The organism is Streptomyces sp. NBC_00005 (assembly GCF_045160215.1).
GTDB lineage: Bacteria > Actinomycetota > Actinomycetes > Streptomycetales > Streptomycetaceae > Streptomyces.
On the sequence record NZ_CP108316.1, the window covers coordinates 4,318,542 to 4,335,091 of the forward strand.

The 16,550-nt window shown below is 70.8% G+C and carries 16 protein-coding genes and 2 pseudogenes; 11 read left to right on the top strand and 7 right to left on the bottom strand.

The features are described 5' to 3' along the window. Nucleotides 1-151 precede the first annotated feature (151 nt). Complete coding sequence (msrA, locus tag OG303_RS19740) at nucleotides 152-826, top strand: peptide-methionine (S)-S-oxide reductase MsrA (protein ID WP_405869726.1); 675 nt, start codon at nucleotides 152-154, stop codon at nucleotides 824-826. A gap of 203 nt (nucleotides 827-1,029) precedes the next feature. Here the strand turns inward: msrA (OG303_RS19740) and msrA (OG303_RS19745) are convergent, their stop codons facing one another. After that, complete coding sequence (msrA, locus tag OG303_RS19745; RefSeq protein WP_405869727.1) at nucleotides 1,030-1,542, bottom strand: peptide-methionine (S)-S-oxide reductase MsrA; 513 nt, start codon at nucleotides 1,540-1,542, stop codon at nucleotides 1,030-1,032. A gap of 352 nt (nucleotides 1,543-1,894) precedes the next feature. Between msrA (OG303_RS19745) and OG303_RS19750 the strand changes: the two are divergent. Together OG303_RS19750 and OG303_RS19755 are read left to right on the top strand one after the other, a co-directional pair. Next, a pseudogene (locus OG303_RS19750) lies at nucleotides 1,895-2,074 on the top strand (TetR/AcrR family transcriptional regulator); the annotation flags it as partial. A 64-nt stretch (nucleotides 2,075-2,138) separates the two neighbouring features. Then, nucleotides 2,139-2,288, top strand: a pseudogene (locus OG303_RS19755) (DUF4291 family protein); the annotation flags it as partial. Between the two features lie 170 nt (nucleotides 2,289-2,458). Here OG303_RS19755 and OG303_RS19760 read toward each other — a convergent pair. Further along, nucleotides 2,459-3,667 carry a hypothetical protein gene (locus OG303_RS19760; protein WP_405869728.1) on the bottom strand — a complete coding sequence of 403 codons (1,209 nt, stop codon included), beginning with the start codon at nucleotides 3,665-3,667 and terminating at the stop codon, nucleotides 2,459-2,461. Nucleotides 3,668-4,401: 734 nt separating this feature from the next. Here OG303_RS19760 and OG303_RS19765 point away from each other — a divergent pair. Further along, nucleotides 4,402-4,968 (top strand): hypothetical protein, encoded by a 567-nt coding sequence (locus tag OG303_RS19765; protein WP_405877366.1) that lies wholly within the window; start codon nucleotides 4,402-4,404, stop codon nucleotides 4,966-4,968. 150 nt (nucleotides 4,969-5,118) lie between these two features. Here OG303_RS19765 and OG303_RS19770 read toward each other — a convergent pair whose 3' ends face one another. After that, nucleotides 5,119-5,934, bottom strand: coding sequence for a helix-turn-helix transcriptional regulator (locus tag OG303_RS19770; protein WP_405869729.1), 816 nt, complete (start codon nucleotides 5,932-5,934; stop codon nucleotides 5,119-5,121). 162 nt (nucleotides 5,935-6,096) lie between these two features. Between OG303_RS19770 and OG303_RS19775 the strand changes: the two genes are divergently transcribed. Together OG303_RS19775 and OG303_RS19780 are read left to right on the top strand one after the other, a co-directional pair. Beyond that, the gene (locus OG303_RS19775; RefSeq protein WP_405869730.1) at nucleotides 6,097-6,879 is read left to right on the top strand and encodes an SDR family oxidoreductase; all 783 of its coding nucleotides are present in this window, start codon (nucleotides 6,097-6,099) and stop codon (nucleotides 6,877-6,879) included. Between the two features lie 117 nt (nucleotides 6,880-6,996). Next, a complete protein-coding gene (locus tag OG303_RS19780; RefSeq protein ID WP_405869731.1) occupies nucleotides 6,997-8,103 on the top strand; it encodes a serine hydrolase domain-containing protein in 1,107 nt (368 codons plus the stop codon). A 126-nt stretch (nucleotides 8,104-8,229) separates the two neighbouring features. On the opposite strand, the gene OG303_RS19785 is transcribed toward OG303_RS19780, so the two are convergent. Next, nucleotides 8,230-8,946, bottom strand: a complete 717-nt coding sequence (locus OG303_RS19785) for an SDR family oxidoreductase (RefSeq protein ID WP_405869732.1) — start codon at nucleotides 8,944-8,946, stop codon at nucleotides 8,230-8,232. Between the two features lie 90 nt (nucleotides 8,947-9,036). On the opposite strand from OG303_RS19785, the gene OG303_RS19790 reads away from it, so the two are divergent. Further along, entirely contained in the window at nucleotides 9,037-9,903 is an 867-nt protein-coding gene (locus OG303_RS19790; protein WP_405869733.1) for a helix-turn-helix transcriptional regulator, read from the top strand. Here OG303_RS19790 and OG303_RS19795 read toward each other — a convergent pair. Next, the gene (locus tag OG303_RS19795; RefSeq protein ID WP_405869734.1) at nucleotides 9,886-10,686 is read right to left on the bottom strand and encodes an SDR family oxidoreductase; all 801 of its coding nucleotides are present in this window, start codon (nucleotides 10,684-10,686) and stop codon (nucleotides 9,886-9,888) included. The two genes, OG303_RS19790 and OG303_RS19795, sit on opposite strands and share 18 nt — an antisense overlap. A 132-nt stretch (nucleotides 10,687-10,818) precedes the next feature. Here OG303_RS19795 and OG303_RS19800 point away from each other — a divergent pair, with 132 nt between their 5' ends. Then, on the top strand, nucleotides 10,819-11,634 hold the full coding sequence (locus OG303_RS19800) for a hypothetical protein (RefSeq protein ID WP_405869735.1): 816 nt from the start codon (nucleotides 10,819-10,821) through the stop codon (nucleotides 11,632-11,634). On the opposite strand, the gene OG303_RS19805 is transcribed toward OG303_RS19800, so the two are convergent. Next, on the bottom strand, nucleotides 11,635-12,018 hold the full coding sequence (locus OG303_RS19805; protein ID WP_405869736.1) for a VOC family protein: 384 nt from the start codon (nucleotides 12,016-12,018) through the stop codon (nucleotides 11,635-11,637). 98 nt (nucleotides 12,019-12,116) lie between these two features. Between OG303_RS19805 and OG303_RS19810 the strand changes: the two genes are divergently transcribed. From OG303_RS19810 to OG303_RS19820, 3 genes are all read left to right on the top strand, one after another. Further along, on the top strand, nucleotides 12,117-13,151 hold the full coding sequence (locus OG303_RS19810; protein ID WP_405877368.1) for an ABC transporter substrate-binding protein: 1,035 nt from the start codon (nucleotides 12,117-12,119) through the stop codon (nucleotides 13,149-13,151). A 16-nt stretch (nucleotides 13,152-13,167) separates the two neighbouring features. Beyond that, nucleotides 13,168-14,154 (top strand): FecCD family ABC transporter permease, encoded by a 987-nt coding sequence (locus OG303_RS19815; protein ID WP_405877370.1) that lies wholly within the window; start codon nucleotides 13,168-13,170, stop codon nucleotides 14,152-14,154. 206 nt (nucleotides 14,155-14,360) lie between these two features. Further along, a complete protein-coding gene (locus OG303_RS19820) occupies nucleotides 14,361-15,419 on the top strand; it encodes a FecCD family ABC transporter permease (protein WP_405869737.1) in 1,059 nt (352 codons plus the stop codon). Nucleotides 15,420-15,473: 54 nt separating this feature from the next. Here the strand turns inward: OG303_RS19820 and OG303_RS19825 are convergent, their stop codons facing one another. Next, nucleotides 15,474-16,514, bottom strand: a complete 1,041-nt coding sequence (locus OG303_RS19825; protein WP_405869738.1) for an NAD(P)-dependent alcohol dehydrogenase — start codon at nucleotides 16,512-16,514, stop codon at nucleotides 15,474-15,476. Between the last annotated feature and the right edge of the window lie 36 nt (nucleotides 16,515-16,550).

Consider the following 16,550-nt stretch of genomic DNA (forward strand, 5'->3'; position numbering starts at 1 on the left):
GGGAGTCCAGGACAGGTCGCAGGGGAGTCCAGGACAGGTCGCAGGGGAGTCCAGGGCAGGTCGTCGTGGAGTCCAGGGCAGGTCGTCGTGGAATTCCGGGCGGCAACCGCACGTTGACGCGTGCGAACCTCAAGACGCTCCAGGAGACCGCATGTTCCTGCACAGCCGTACGCCGCAGCTGCCCACCCGTGAGCAGGCTCTGCACGGCCGCGCGGAGCCTGCCTTCTCGGTCCCCGACCGCCACACGGTGCTCGGCAACCGGCTGCTCGGCCCCTACCCCGAGGGCCTGGAGACCGCCGACTTCGCCATGGGCTGCTTCTGGGGCGCGGAGCGCAAGTTCTGGCAACTCCCGGCGGGCGTGTGGACGACCCTGGTCGGCTACCAGGGCGGCTACACCGAGCACCCCACCTACGAGGAGGTCTGCTCGGGCCTGACCGGCCACACGGAGGTGGTCCGCGTGGTCCACGACCCCGAGCTGATCTCGTACGAGCGCCTCCTGAAGACCTTCTGGGAGTCCCACGACCCGACCCAGGGCTTCCGCCAGGGCAACGACGTGGGCACCCAGTACCGCTCGGCGATCCACACCCACACCCCCGAGCAGGCAGCAACCGCCGAGTCGTCCCGCGCGGCCTACCAGAAGCGCCTGACGGCCTCGGGCCACGGCACGATCACGACGGAGATCCTTCCGGCGGAAGGGCGGACGTTCTATCCGGCGGAGGTGTACCACCAGCAGTATCTTTCGGGCAGCAAAAACCCGGGCGGGTACTGCGGGCTGGGCGGGACGGGTGTGTCCTGCCCGATCGGTGTCGCTCCCGTAGAAAGCTGATCAAGTGGCTGCCGGTCCCGCGTCCCGGTGAGCGGTCGGCCGGGGCCACGCATGACTGCACCCGCCGACGCGCTAACGCTCGCGTCGACGGGTGTCATCGACAGTCAATGGTGGGGCACTGCCGGCCCGCAGGCGCAAGCACGGCCCGGCTGGCTGCGGAGCCTCACCCGGTCAGCTCTGCCTTCCGCCGGGCCGTCTTGTGGTCAGCCCTCCGTGCGAGCGGGTAGCCGCCATCCCGGGCGCGGGAAGTGGCAGGTGTAGCCGTCCGGGTAACGCTGCAGGTAGTCCTGGTGCTCGGGCTCGGCCTCCCAGAAGGGGCCGACCGGCTCGACCTCGGTGACGACCTTGCCCGGCCACAGGCCGGAGGCGTCCACGTCCGCGATCGTGTCCTCGGCGATCCGCTTCTGCTCGTCGTCCACGTAGTAGATCGCCGAGCGGTAGCTGAGGCCGATGTCGTTGCCCTGGCGGTTCTCGGTGCTCGGGTCGTGGATCTGGAAGAAGAACTCCAGGATCGCGCGGAAGTCGGTCTTCGCCGGGTCGAAGAGGATCTCAATGGCCTCCGCGTGCGTGCCATGGTTCCGGTACGTCGCGTTCGGTACGTCGCCCCCGGTGTATCCGACCCGGGTCGCCGTCACGCCCGGGAGCCGGCGGATCAGCTCCTCCATCCCCCAGAAACATCCGCCCGCCAGCACGGCCCTCTGCGTCTGCGCAGCCATTGCGGCACCCTCCAATACTTGTCAGCTCGGTCACTCGGGCTTCTCGACTCGCACACCACCGGCATCCGATGCCCACCCTCCTCAACGTGTGAGGGTTCCCAGCGATTCCGTGCCCGTCCAGCGGGCCATGCGGCCGCCGGCCACCGCGAGGTGCGCACCGCCCAATTGCCCACCTCCGCGCCGGTAAGGCCGCCGAACGCTCAAGCGTCGCTGCCGGGGTGGGGCACATGGCATCACATCCGCGCGGACCGGAGTGCCCTGCCCCATCGGTGTCGCGAAGTGCGCTGAAGAGTGAGCGGCTTCCGCCGTCATGGCACCCAGGTGAGTCCCTACGGCCGCTTCGGATCCGGCCCCAGGGGCGGACAGCGACTTCACCGCCCACGCCCTGCTCGCCACCACCCGAGCCGACCTCGTCGAGCGCCTGTCCGGCCAGGAGGGCGTGCCGCGCGAACGGCTGCGGGCGCAGTTGTCGGACTTCACGACCAGAGTCGTGGGGTCCCGCCCACCACAGGGAGCGGCCTCCGAGGCGTGACCGGCGGCACGGCGACCACGAAAACCGGTGGCCACCCGGAGCCGTCGACCTCACGCTGTACAGGATGGAAGAAGATCCGCAGCGCGGGATCCGTGCGGTCCACGCAGAGTCCACGATCACCGTCTACCAGGCGTACGCCCCGGAAATCGGCCTGCCCGCCGTCCGCGAGGGGCGGTTTCCCGCGACGTGGAAGCGGGATCGGATGACATGGATCACCAAGCCGCGCTGACAGACTCCAGTCCCTCGCCGGCAACGGGTTTCGTGCACGCCGCTCAACAAGTCGGCTCGGATCCGGGAATCGCCTGTGGCGCCACCGATCAAGGCAGCGCGGAGGTCCCGGACCAGCGGGCCGGGGCGGGTACCACCGCTCGCGTCGGACGGTCGTCAGCTCAGGCTCTGGGCCCGGCGGCGGCGCACGATGACGAGCATGCCCGCACCCGTGACCACCGCCGCGGCAGCCACGCCCGTGATCGGCAGCGCCGAGGAGCCGGTCTCTGCCAGGGTGCCGCCATCCGTCGTCGTCCCGTTGCCGCCGCCCGACGACGACCCGCCGGCCGATCCGCCCGAGCCACCGGCCGATCCGCCCGACCCACCGGTCGATCCGCCCGTCGAGCCGGTCGGCCCCCCACCCGTGACGTCCAGCGTGATGTCGGCCTTGTCGTTGGCCTTGTCGGGGTCGAACGGCCGCGCTTCGGTGCTCAGCGCCACCGAGCCCTTGGCGTGCGCCGCCCGCTTGTCGATCTTCAGCTCGAAGGTGTAGGTCAGTCGGCCGCCCTCGTAGAGAGCCCGCTCACTCGTGCCGCAGTCGTACGCCTCGCCCTTGGCCTTGCAGTACCCGGGGGTCTTGACGACCGACGTTCCGGCGGGCGGCGTGACCATGACCCTGACGGAGGGCTCCCCCACCTTGGTCATGACCCAGGCGGGCCCGGCGTTGGTGAACTCCACCTTCATCGGCACCGTTTCACCGACGCTCCCCTTCAACGCCGCACCCGTCACCTGGAAGTCGGCCGTGTTGACCGAGGTGACGGGCACATCGACGACTCGCGCGGACCCCTCGCCCCTGGACTGGCTTTCGACCAGTTTCACCGCCGGTGCGGTTCCCATCACCGGCGGAGTGCCGTTGTCGTCCACCCCCGGATCGTCTTCCCCGACACGCAGGCGCAGTTCGTCGTTGAGCGCGCGGTCCAGTGCCTTGACACGGAGAGGCCTCTCGGGGGTGTAGACGACGCCCGGCTCCACCGCCTGGTCGAACGCGCACACCACGGTCCACCTCTCGGGCATCTCGTCGTAGGGGCGGACGTACTGTGTTCGACAGTTGGAGGGAACCTCCGCGAAGTCGAGTCCCCGGGTGACGGCGTAGTAGACCCATACCTTCTCGGTGGCTCCGGTGCCCTTGTTCGCCACGGTGACCGGCACATCGAAGGTGCTCCCCGGTTTCACCCCGACGATCGGCTCGATGCCTCCAACGACCCATTCGGGTGCGGGTTCATCGGCGAAGGCGGCGGGAGCCGCGGCCAGCGCGATCAGGCCGACAGCGCCGAGGGCGGCAACAACGGCGCTGGAAGCGCGACGGTTGTGCGGAGGCATCGGCATGGAGGGAACCCCTGTTGGAATGTGGGCAAACGGACGGTGTTCCCCGAGGGAACATCTCTTCGCTCGCTAGACTCCTGCCGGTCCCGAACGGTTGCACTCCCGGTGCCTCCTCCGCCCCACGATCGCACCCTCCGGACGCCGTGAGTCCCGCTCCGATTGCCAGTGCGAGGTCGTCGGAGAAGGATCGGCCGCCCGCCGGTTGAGCCCCTGAGTCCCGCCAACTGACGTACGCACCATGACCGCATCCTGGTCGCCCCGGCCCAGCGTGCACCGACCGCTCGTCGGCACGACGAGCGGTGACGGACCGCTGTGAACCCGCCCTGCCGCCCTGCTGATCCGAACGCTTGACGCCCCCCGGTGAAGGTGTGGCGGGCGTGGACCACAGTTCCGGAAGCACCTCAACGGCGGGCTCCCGCCCGAAGGGTGCAGAGTCGGCCCCGGATCCATCAAGGGACGGATGACCTTCGCGTGCCGGCGTCCGTCAGGGTCGGGGCCTGAACGGCCGCCCATGCCTCGAACTTGGCGCGGGTCGCAGCAGTCCACCTATGCACTCGGCGTCCGTCTCCAGGGGCACACGGCCGATCACGCAACACGGAAATGCGTCAACTCCGATGGCCAACTGGCACGTCGCGGCCCGGAGCGCGGATCATGGAACAGTATTGAAGTGGATCAAGGAGGTGGCTCCGGTGGAGCAACCCGGGCGTGAATCGGCGTTCTCGGCGTACCAACAGGCCATGCGGGATCGGCTGCTCGCCGCCCCTGTGGTGCCCGCGCCCGAACCCTGGCGGCCCGTCTTCGAGTACGAGTACGGCGTTCCTGTCGGTGGGCTTCTCGGGATCGGCTTCGCCACGCATCCCGACAGCGGTCACGACCTGGTGATGGTCGTCTCGCGCGACGGTCACGGCCTCTTCGACGCCGTCACGGGGGAGAAAATCGCCCGGGATCGCGACCCGGACCCGGATGAGCACACTCCTGACGCGTCCACCGACCTGTCTTGCCCTGGGTTGGGTCCGATCGCCGGCAGCAGGGTGCGCATAGCCGGGCTCTTCGGCGGAGGATTCCATACCTCTACGGACGACAGTTGGATCCTGGAGGTCGTTGCCCCGGCCTGGCCCAATGATCGGGTCCTACTGTCTCGGGACGGGGGGTTGCCTCACTCCGGTCCGCATGGAGAGGGGTGGTGGCACATCTTCCACGCCAACTACTCCGAATTCCGAGCCGCCGGATTCTCTCCGTCCGGTCAGACCATTGCCGTTGCGACGAGCAGCGATCTGTCTCTGTGGACACGCAGGCCGGTGTGAACCCGCTCGCCCACGAGATACACGCCCGCGTGAGCGGCGGCGACCTCGATGCGGCGGCTCGGCTGCTTCCACCTGAGCGTCCCTGCCCTGCCGCGGACGGGGTGCCGGCTCACCTGCGTCCGTGACCCGAGCAGGGCCGCCGCTCGTTTCTCACGGCTCCGCCTTGGGGTCCCGGTCTCCGCTGTCGTAGTAGACCACCAGTGTCTGTTCCGGCTGTTCGGCCAGGTGAAAAGCCGTGTACGTGTAGTCGCGTGCTCCTCGGCGCGGGTGCCTCAGACGTTTTCGGCCGCTGTGCCGGGCCTGCACCTCGTACTGGGGCCACCACTCCCGTGCTTCCGGGCTGCCCTCGGTGAGGTCTTCGACGAGGCGGGTGTAGCGCGGGTCGCCGGGATGACGTGCCGCCAGCATCCGTAGCCGGGCGAGCAGGGCGCGTGCCTCGGGTTCCCAGTCGAGCAGGACGTGCCGGGCCGCCGGTTCGAGGAACACCCAGCGGACGAAGTTGGCCGGCCGGTCCGCCTCCATGATGAGTCGCGGGAACAGGTCGGCGGCCGCCTGGTTGTGGCTGAGCACGTCGTAGGTGCCGCCGATGATGTACGCCGGGTTCGGCTGGAGCAACAGCGGGACGGCCGCCGCCTCGGCCGTGAGCGGCTCGCGTTCTTCGGCTTCGGCCGCCGCGGGGGCGTGACCGGCCAGCTGGAGGAGGTGATCGCGCTCCTGCGGGTCGAGCCGCAGCGCCACGGCGAGAGCGGTCAGCACCTGTTCGGAGGCGCGGATCTTCCGTCCCTGCTCCAGGTACGTGTACCAGGTGGCACTGATCCCGGCCAGCAGTGCCAGTTCCTCCCGGCGAAGTCCCGGAGTGCGGCGGCGTCCGGTCTGCGGCAGGCCGACCTCGTCCGGGGTCAGGCGCTCTCTCCGGCTGCGCAGGAACGTACCCAGCTGAGCGCGTCGGTCCGGCTGCGCGGGCATCACCGTGCTCCTTGTTCCAGTTGTTCCAGTTGTTCCAGAACTTCTTATTCCAGAATAAATGCATTCTGGATACCAGGCTAAGGCCTCGGAAGACTGGTGTGAGATCCAGGCCGCGGCACCGCCGACGGCCGCACCCAACAGCCAGCACCGAGAGGACACTTCATGTCCGAGACCGACACATCCGAGACCACCATGACCAGGACTGCCGGATCCGGCATCGACGGCAAAGTGGTGGCGATCACCGGGGCCAGCAGCGGCATCGGAGAAGCGACCGCGTTGCTGCTCGCCGAGCGCGGCGCGCGGCTCGTCCTCGGTGCGCGCCGGTCCGAGCAACTGGTGGACCTGGTGGCCCGGATCGAGAAGGAGGGCGGCACGGCCGTGCAGATCCGTACCGACGTGACCCGGCGCGGCGATCTGCACGCTCTGGTCGCGCTCGCCGGTGAGCGCTACGGCCGGCTCGACGTGCTCGTCAGCAACGCCGGAGCCGGCACGATCTCGCCTCTCGACGATCTGCGCGTCGAAGAGTGGGACAACATGGTCGACGTCAACGTGAAGGGCGTGCTGCACGGAATCGCCGCCGCGCTGCCGGTCTTCCGGGCGCAGGGCACCGGCCACTTCATCACCACGGCCTCCACGGCCGCGTACCGCATCGTGCCGACCATGGCGGTCTACGCAGGTACCAAGTTCGCCGTCCGGGCCATCTGCGAAGGGCTGCGTCAGGAGGCCGGGGACTCCCTGCGGGTGACCACCGTCTCTCCGGGAGTGACTGCCACCGCCTTCGCCGAGGCGTCCACGAACAGTGAGGTCCGCGCGGAGATCACGAAGATGCGGGACGAGCTCGCGATCCCGCCGGAGGCGATCGCCCGGGCCATCGCGTTCGCCATCGAGCAGCCTGCCGCGGTCGACGTGAGCGAGATCGTCGTCCGGCCCACCGCCCAGAGCTGACCGGGGCCTGTCCTGCGCCGTGCCTCTGCCGACTCTCAGCACCATCGGCGACCCACCCGCCCGACGGGCCGCAAATTCGGTTGCCCTTCGACGGGCCGGTGCGGGCTAATGCCACGCATGGCTGACATTCAGGGCTCGTACGACGATCTGTTCACCGCGGTGCCCAGCGCACTGGCCGAGTTGCTGGACGGCGGAGACGCCGGTGGCTCGGTGGCGGTCTTCGTGGACGGCGAGCCCGTGGTGGACGTGTGGGGCGGGTTCGCCGACGCGGGCCGCACGGTTCCGTGGGAGCGGGACACGATCGTCAACGTCCATTCCGTCACCAAGACGATGACGGCGCTGTGTGCGCTGATCCTGGCCGACCGTGGCGAGCTCGACCTGGACGCGCCGGTCGCCCGGTACTGGCCGGAGTTCGCCGCGGCGGGCAAGGAGAAGGTCCTGGTCCGGCATCTCCTCTCGCACACCGCGGGCCTGCCCGACTGGGACGGGCCAGTCGAGGAGATCTACGACTGGGCGTCCGCCACGGCGCGGCTCGTCGCGCAGGCTCCGCAGTGGGAGCCGGGCAGCGCTGCCGGATACCACTCGCTCACCCAGGGGTTCCTGGTGGGAGAGGTCGTGTGGCGGATCACCGGCCGGAGCGTGGGCGAGTTCTTCGCCGACGAGGTGGCGGGGCCGCTGGGCGCTGACTTCCGCATCGGGCTGTCCGCCGAGCACGACCGTCGCGTGGCCCTCACCGTGCCGCCGCCGGGCCGGGACGAGGACTACACCGCGAGCGCGGCCAGTAGCACCGCGGCCCCGGCCGCCGGGACCGCCATCCGGATCCGCGACAGCAACAGCGTGGCCTGGCGTCGCGCGCAGATCCCCGCGGCGAGCGGATTCGGCAACGCCCGCTCGGTCGCCCTCGTGCAGTCGGTGATGGCGTGCGGAGGGACGGCGCGCGGGGTGCGGCTGCTGTCGCGGGCGGGGTGTGAGCGTGCCTGGCAGGAGCAGTTCAGCGGCGAGGACCGGGTCCTGGGCATGTCGATGCGCTGGGGCCTGGGCTACGGGCTGTTCGGCAACACCTACGGGTGGGGCGGCTGGGGCGGCTCGCTGATGATGATCGAACCCGAGGCGCGCATGGTCGTGGCGTATGTGACCAACCAGATGCGCGAACCGGCCCACGACAACCGGGGGTTGGAGATCGTCATGTCCGCCTACGACGGTCTCATGGGGCTGCGGGCCTGATGCGGTGGGACTGACTCCGGTGGAGCTGACTCCGGCGGTACTGACGGGTGCCACCGCGGTCGGTTCCATCACCGTCAGTTCCACCGCGGTCAGTTTCACCGACTCTCACCACGGCATCACCAACACTCACCACGGCACCCCCGTCCCGTCCCACGAGAAGAACTCCCCTGTCGGCCCGTCGTCCGGCAGGAGAGCCAGGCGTACGGCACCCCCGGCCGCCTCCGCCGGATCGCCGCCCGTTGCCGATGCTCCCGGAACCAGGTCGGTGGCGCGAAGGCCGGGGGCGAGGGCGTTGATCTTGAAGCCTTCCTCGGCCAGGGTCTGGGCGTAGAAGAGCGTGAGGGCGTTGAGGCCGGCCTTCGAGGCGCGGTAGGCGGCGGAACCTGCGCGGCCCGGGGTGAACTGGGGGTTCGGGTGCGTGCTCCAGGTCAGGGATGCCGTACCGCTGGAGACGTTGACGATGCGGGGGTGCGGGGAGCGTCGTAGGACCGGCAGGAAGGTGTTGGTGACCTGCAGTACGGCGACGACGTTCGTCTCGTACGCGCGTCGGAACTCCTCGGCGTCGGACTCCGTCGGCATGGCCAGGGACGGATTGATGCCCGCGTTGTTGACCAGGACGTCGAGGCGGTCCACCTGCGCCACGGCCTTGGCGATGCTGTCGGGGTCCGTGACGTCGAGGACCAGCAGGCGGGCGTTGCCGCCGATCTCCTCGACGGCCCGCCGGCCGCGCCCGGCGTCCCGCGAACCCACGTACACGGTGAACCCCTCGGCCGCCAGCTGCCCGGCAATATGACGGCCGATTCCCTTGTTGGCACCCGTGACGAGTGCTGTGCGATCGTTCATGTCAGCCACGGTCCTCCGGCCGCCACCGTCCTGCCAGGGACGACCTGTACCAGGCGGGCAGCCGGCGAACGGGCCGCCGAAGGAGGCAGCATGGCCAGGCAGGAGTTGGCCCGTTTCCTGCGGGACCGTCGTGCGGGTCTGCGTCCGCACGAGGTGGGTCTGCCGCCCGGCGAGCCGCGCCGCACGCCGGGCCTGCGGCGCGAGGAGCTGGCGGAGCTGGCCCATATGTCGGTCGACTACTACGTACGTCTCGAGCAGGCCCGCGGGCCGAAGCCGTCGGCTCGGATCCTGGACGCGCTCGCGCGGGCCCTGCGGCTCGGTCCCGCCGAACGCGACCACCTCTTCCGCCTCGCGGGATCGGCCGCTCCGCCCGCCGCCAGTCCCGAGCGGAAGGTGCGCCCGCACGTGGCCCGGATGCTGGAGCGGCTGCCGGAGACCGCCGCGATCGTCACCGACGCGGCGTACGGTCTCGCCGCCTGGAACCCCTTGGCGCAGGAGCTGTTCGGCGGTGATCTCGGGCGCGGGACGACGAACCTGGCCCGGCGGCGGTTCCTCGGCGAGGGGCGGATGTACCAGAGCTCCAGTGCCGAGGAGTTCGGGCACATCGTGGTGGCGCGGCTGCGCCGGGCGGCGGACCGCTATCCGCAGGACGTCGCGCTCGCCGCCCAGCTGGCCGAACTGCACGCCGGCAGCGCGGAGTTCCGGCAGCTGTGGGAGAGCCGCCCGGTGCACGCGCCCGGCCACCGCACCAAGACCGTCGCCCACCCGACCGTGGGCCCACTGCGCCTGAACTGCGACGTCCTGCTCGTGCCCGAGGACGACCAGGAAGTGGTCCTGATCACCGCTGACCCCGGAACACCGTCCGCCCGGGCCCTGCGCGAACTCGCCGAAACCGAAACCACAACCGAAACCACAACGGAATCGGAAACGGAAACGCCGTCACGCGTGCCGCACTGAGCCACTCTGCTCCCGGCCCAGCCGCTCCGCCAGGAACTCCTCCCACGTCCGCTTCCCGAACTCCGCCCCCTCCAGCGTGAGGTTCTCCCCCGCCCGGTACGCCCGTCCCGCCTTCCCCGGGATACGGATTCGCAGTCTCGGGCGGGGGCGCCTGCCGCGGAGTTCGAGGTAGGGGCGGACCAGAGCGGGGATGTCGTAGAGCTTGGGGCCTGCCATGTCCGGTACGCGCCCGGCAGGCTCGCCCAGGGCCAACTCCACCAGCCGGGCGGCGACTTCGCGCGATTCGACCGGCTGGAGGCGGAGGCCGCCCGGGGCCGGGAGGACGGGGAGCCTGGCCATCTTCTCGACCATCGTCAGGGTGAGGTCGTGGAACTGGGCCGCGCGCAGGATCGTCCACCCGATGCCCGAGCCGGCGACGGCCCGCTCCGATTCCAGCTTGGTGCGCAGCCAGGCCAGCGGGACGCGGTCCGCGCCGATGACCGAGATGTGGATCAGGTGCCGGACGCCCGACGCCTGCGCCGCCCGTACCAGGGCGCGGGTCGCCTCGTCGTCGCCCTTCTGCCCGCCCGCGAGGTGCAGGACGGTCTCCGTACCGGCCACGGCCGCCTCGATGCCCTCGTCCTTCAGGAGGTCGCCAGTGACGTACTCGATGCCGTCCGCCGCCGGGCGATCGCTCCGGCTCAGTACGCCTACCTCGTGACCGGCCGCCCGCAGCAGGGGGAGGACGTGGCTGCCCAGGGTGCCCGTTCCGCCGGTGACCAGGATGGGTGACGGTGACGTCATGATGCACTGCTCCAAAACTCGTGGCGCCCGGAGTCGGTCTTCCGTAGCGTCTGCCGTCTTGTGCCTTCGCTGGTATGACCCCGCCCGGCGCGGCGGTGTGACCGGTCGGCGGAAAGAATGTGGGGGGCATTGATGGGCAGTCGTACGTTCCTGATCGGCGGTGGCTGGGACGCGACGGCCGCACGCGCCGTCTACGAGCCCTTCCTCCGGGCGGCCACCGGCCCGCGCATCGGGTGTCTCGTCCTGGACGAAGGCGAGGGTGACGGAGGCGGCGGCGGCGGCGAGGAGCAGTTCGGTCGCTACGACGCCGTACTGCGGAAGGTCGCGGACTGCAGCCCGGTACCGCTGCTCGTGCCGCTCGGCGCGACGTTCGACCCCGACCGCCTCCAGGGTCTGGACGGGCTTCTGGTCTGCGGTGGGCTGACGCCCGCGTATCAGGAGGCGTTCGCCGGGTGTCTGGGCCAACTGCCCTCCATGCTCGCCGAGTTCGGCATTCCGTACGCCGGTTTCTCCGCGGGTGCCGTGGTCGCCGCACGGCACGCTCTCGTCGGAGGGTGGCTCGACGACGGCGTTCCCGTGTGTCACGAGGACACCGCCGAGGACCTGGAGGAGATCGACGTACGGGCCGGGTTCGGGCTCGTGCCCTTCGCCGTGGACGTGCACGCCGCGCAGTGGGGAACCCTGCCGCGGTTGATCGCCGCGGTCACGAAACACGGGCTCCGGCACGGCGTCGCCATCGACGAGAACACGGTGGTGGAGTTCGGTGCGGACGAAGCGCGCGCCCGGGTCTCGGGCCTCGGGCGCGCCCATTCCGTACGGCCGTCCGCCGACGGGGGCATTCTCGTACGGTCCTACCGGGCCGGCGAGTTCATCCCCGCCGTCCCCGCCACCCCCTCCTCCCCCTCCTCCCCCTCCGCTCCCACAGCCCCCGGCATCCTCGCCGACTGATCAACTCCCGCTGCCGTACGGCCTGGTGAGGATCTCCAGGTTGTGCCCGCTGGGGTCCTCGAAGTACGCGCCCCGCCCGCCGTCGTTGCGGTTGATCTCGCCGCTGCGCCGATGGAAGGGGTCCGCCCAGTAGGTCAGGCCCGCCTCCTGGATGCGCGCGAATATGACGTCGAAGTCGCCCTCGGACACCAGGAACGCGTAGTGCTGCGACGCGATGTCGCCGGACGCCTCCATGTAGTCGAGGGTCACGCCGTTCGGGATCTCGACGGGGATGAACGGGCCGTACTGCGGGCCTGCTTCGAGCCCCAGGATGTCGGCGAGGAACTGGGCCGACGCCTTCTTGTCGTGCGCGGCGACGATGGTGTGGTTCAGCTGCACGGTCATCGTGTGGGCCTCCTCACGCCCAACATACTCCGGAGAGAAGTTAAGGTAAGGCTTGCCTTAGCAAATGGATCGGAGCGGTCGTGCGCGCAGTGGTGGGAATGAAGGCCGTTGTGGCCGCGAGCATCGTCGGAGGGCTGCTGGCCGGCTGCTCGACCGCGAGCAGCGGCGCGGGTGATGCCAAGAAGGGGGACGGCTCGCGCAACCAGGTCATCGGCGCCTCCGAAGGGCCGTCCGCCGCGCCCAGCGCGCTCGCCGACGGCATGGGCGCGGACACGGACAAGGACGGGGCGTTCCCCCGGACCGTCACGCACTTCGAGGGGAAGACGACCATCAAGGCCGCCCCGAAGAAGATCGCCGTGCTCAGCACCGGGCAGCTCGACGACCTGCTCTCCCTCGGGATCGTGCCGACGGCCACCACTCGCGCCGACAACGCGGGCCTCGTCCCCGACTACTTGGCGGACGCCTTCCCGATGTACAAGTCGAAGCTCGCCGGCATGACCGACGCGGGCACGCGGCAGGCGCCCAATCTGGAGACGCTCGCGGCGGCCCAGCCGGACCTGATCCTGGCCAACGACTCGCTCGGCGACCTCTATCCCAAGCTGTCGAAGATCGCGCCCACGGTGATCACCGCCGGCAACGGCGTCAACTGGAAGCGCGACCTGCTGCTCGTCGGCGAGGCGGTCGGCAAGGGGCAGCGGGCGCAGGGGCTGCTGGATGACATCGTTGCCGACGCGGCGAAGAAGGGGCAGGGCGTCGAAGGCGATCCGGTGGTCTCCATGGTGCGGTTCACCCCGGACCGTACGCGCATGTTCGGTGTCTCGTCCTTCACCGGGTCCATCGCCGTGGACATGGGGCTGAAGCGGCCCAAGTCGCAGCAGTTCAAGGCGATTTCGCAGGACATCGGTGCGGAGAGCATCGACACCGCGGACGGGGACTGGATCTTCTACTCGGTGCAGGGGGACGCGGGCAGGACGGATGCGGCGAGCGTGGTGGCCGGGCCGCTGTGGAAGTCGATGAAGGCCGTGAAGGCGGGGCACGCGGTGAAGGTCGACGACGACCCGTGGTACCTCAACGCCGGTCCGGCCGCCGCGCGTCTGGTCGTACGTCAGCTCGCCGAGCGCCTCGGCAAGTGAGGCGTCCGTGAGGCTTGTGAGCCGGCGTCTCGCCTGGCCCGCGGCCGTCCTGGCACTGGTGGTCGCGGCGCTGCTCAGCCTCGCCGTCGGCACCCGTTCCGTGCCGCCGTCCGCCGTGCTCGACGCCCTGCTGCACGGCGGGAGTTCGCCGGACGCGCTCGTCGTACGGTCGCTGCGGCTGCCGCGCACGGAGGTCGGGCTGACGGCGGGCGCCGCGCTGGGGGTCGCGGGAGCCGCACTGCAGGCCGTCACCCGCAACCCGCTCGCCGACCCGGGGATCCTGGGACTGAGCCAGGGTGCGGCGGCGGGCGTCGTGGCAGCCATCGCCCTCGGCCTCGCGAACGGCTTCGGCGGCTACGTCTGGTACGCCTTCGCCGGCGCCGTCGTCGCCGCGTGCCTGGTGTACGGGATCGCCGCGCGCGGGCGGGGCGGGGCGTCGCCGGTGAAACTGGCGCTCGCCGGGACCGCGTTGTCCGCGATGACGGCCGGCGGGACGACCGTTGTGCTGACGTCGAGTTCGGCGACGCTGGACCAGTTCCGGTTCTGGCAGGTGGGGGCGTTGAGTGGCCGGGACGCCGACACCGTCGTACGGATGCTGCCGTTTCTGGCGGTCGGCGCGGTGCTGGTGCTGGCCTGTGCACGGGGGTTGGACGCGCTGGCCCTCGGCGACGAGACGGCGCGGGCGCTGGGGCATCGGGTGCATCTCGTACGAGGGTGTGCGGCGCTCGGGGCGACGCTGCTGACGGCGGCCGCGGTCGCCGCCGCCGGACCGATCGCGTTCGTGGGGCTCGCGGTGCCGCATCTGGCTCGGCGGCTGGTGACCGGGGGGCAACGGGTGGTGCTGCCCCTGTCCGGGTTGCTCGGGGCTGCGCTGCTGCTGGGAGCGGATGTGGCGGGGCGGGTGGTGCGGGCTCCCGCGGAGGTGCCGGCGGGGGTCATGACGGCGTTGGTGGGAGTGCCGGTGCTGGTGGTGCTGGTGCGGCGGAAGGGGGCCGTCGCGTGAAGAGGACCCGGCGGCGGGGCTGGGCGGGAGTGGGTTCCGCTCGCCCGCACCCGCGGGGTGCCGCTCGCTCGGGGACGGGCGCCACCACGGCGGCACGACCGCCCACAGCTGCGGAACCTCTGGCGGACCACGACCCGGGAGCGGCGACTGCCCGCACCGCGACGGCATCGGCCGGCCTCGGCCTGCGAGCAGCGACCGTCTCCGGCGTGACGGCACCGGCCACCCGTAGCCTGGCCGGCGGCCACACCGTCCTCCGTCCCCACTCCCGCGTCTCCCTCCTCCTTCACCGCCGCTCAGCCGTCGTCGCCGTCGGGCTCCTCGTCCTCCTCGCAGCCCTCATGCTCGCCTCCGCCTGTCTCGGGCAGACGTACATCTCGCCGGGCGAGGTGTGGCGCACGATGCGTACCGGAGCGGGGCCGTACGAACTCGTCGTCGGTGAGCTGCGCGTCCCCCGGATCGTGCTCGGGGCCCTCGTCGGCGCTGCCCTCGGGCTCGCCGGAGCGCTGGTGCAGAGTGTCACGCGGAATCCGCTCGCCAGTCCCGACGTGATCGGTGTCGGGCACGGGGCCGCCGCCGCGACCGTGCTGGCGCTCGCCACCGGGGCCGTCGCCTCGCCCGGTGCGCTGCCCGTCGTGTCCGTCGCGGGCGGGCTCGCGGCGGCCGCGCTCGTCTATGTGCTGGCCTGGCGGCGCGGGATGCAGCCGAGTCGGTTCGTGCTCATCGGGGTCGGGATCGGCGTCGCGCTGTCCGCCGTCGTGCAGCTGTATCTCACCGACAGCGAGCTCGAGGCCGCCGAGCAGGTCAAGCTGTGGCTGACCGGCAGTCTCAACGGACGGGGCTGGGAGCAGGCGGGGCCCCTGGGCGTCGTACTCCTGCTGTCGGTGCCCGCGCTGGTGTGGGCCGGGCGGATGCTGCGGCCCCTCGGGCTCGATCCCGAGACCGCTGCCGGGCTGGGGGTCCGCGTCGACCGGGTGCGGCTCGGGCTCACCGTCCTCGGTGTCGTCCTCGCCGCCACCGCGACCGGCGCCGCGGGACCCATCGGGTTCGTCGCGCTCACCGCGCCGCAGCTGGCCCGTCGGCTCACCCGGACAACCCAACTACCGCTTCTCAACGCCGCGTTGACGGGTGCTGTGGTGCTCGTCGCCGCCGATCTCGCCGCCCGTACGCTGCTGCCCCCGCTGGAGATCCCGGTCGGGGCGCTCACCTCGCTCGTCGGCGGGCCGTATCTGCTGTGGCTGCTGGGGCGGCGTACGGCGACGCGCTGAGGGGCCCCGACAGCCGTCGCGTCGGGGCCCCTCAACCACCATGGACCGGATGGATCAGATCGTCGCGGTGTCGATCACGAAGCGGTAGCGGACGTCGCTGGAGAGCACGCGCTCGTACGCCTCGTTGATCTCGTCCGCGCGGATCAGCTCGATCTCGGAGCCGAAGCCGTGCTCGGCGCAGAAGTCCAGCATCTCCTGGGTCTCCTGGATGCCGCCGATGCCGGAGCCGGCGAGGGTCTTGCGGCCGCCGATCACCGAGAACAGGTTGAGCTTGACGGGCTCCTCGGGGGCGCCGACGTTCACGAACGCGCCGTCCGTCCTCAGCAGGGACAGGAACGCGTCCAGGTTCAGCGGGGCCGAGACCGTGGAGAGGATGAGGTCGAAGGTGCCCTTCAGCTCCTTGAAGGTGTCCTCGTCGCTGGTCGCGTAGTAGTGGTCGGCGCCCAGCTTCAGGCCGTCGTCCTTCTTGCGCAGGGACTGCGAGAGGACCGTGACCTCCGCGCCCAGCGCGTGCGCGATCTTGACGCCCATGTGGCCGAGACCGCCCATGCCGAGGATCGCGACCTTCTTGCCGGGGCCGGCGTTCCAGTGCTTCAGCGGGGAGTACGTGGTGATGCCGGCGCAGAGCAGGGGCGCGGCCACGTCGAGCGACAGGCCCTCGGGGATGCGGACGACGAAGTTCTCGTCGACGACGATCTTCTCCGAGTAGCCGCCGTAGGTGGGCTCGCCCTGCTTGTCGAGGGCGTTGTACGTGCCGACGCTGCCGCCGGTGCAGTACTGCTCCAGGCCGGCCTTGCAGTTGTCGCACTCACGGCAGGAGTCGACGAGGCAGCCGACGCCCACGCGGTCGCCGACGGCGTGCTTGGTGACACCGGAGCCGACCTCGGAGACGATGCCCGCGATCTCGTGGCCCGGGACCATCGGGAAGATCGCCTTGCCCCAGCCCTCCTGCGCCTGGTGGATGTCGGAGTGGCAGATGCCGGCGAACTTGATGTCGATCAGGATGTCGAACTCACCGACCGCGCGGCGCTCGATCGTGGTGCGCTCCAGCGGAGCCTTCGCGGCGGGGGCGGCGTACGCAGCAACAGTGGTCATGCCGAGGGGTCTCCTAGCAGTGGTTACGCGCCCGGC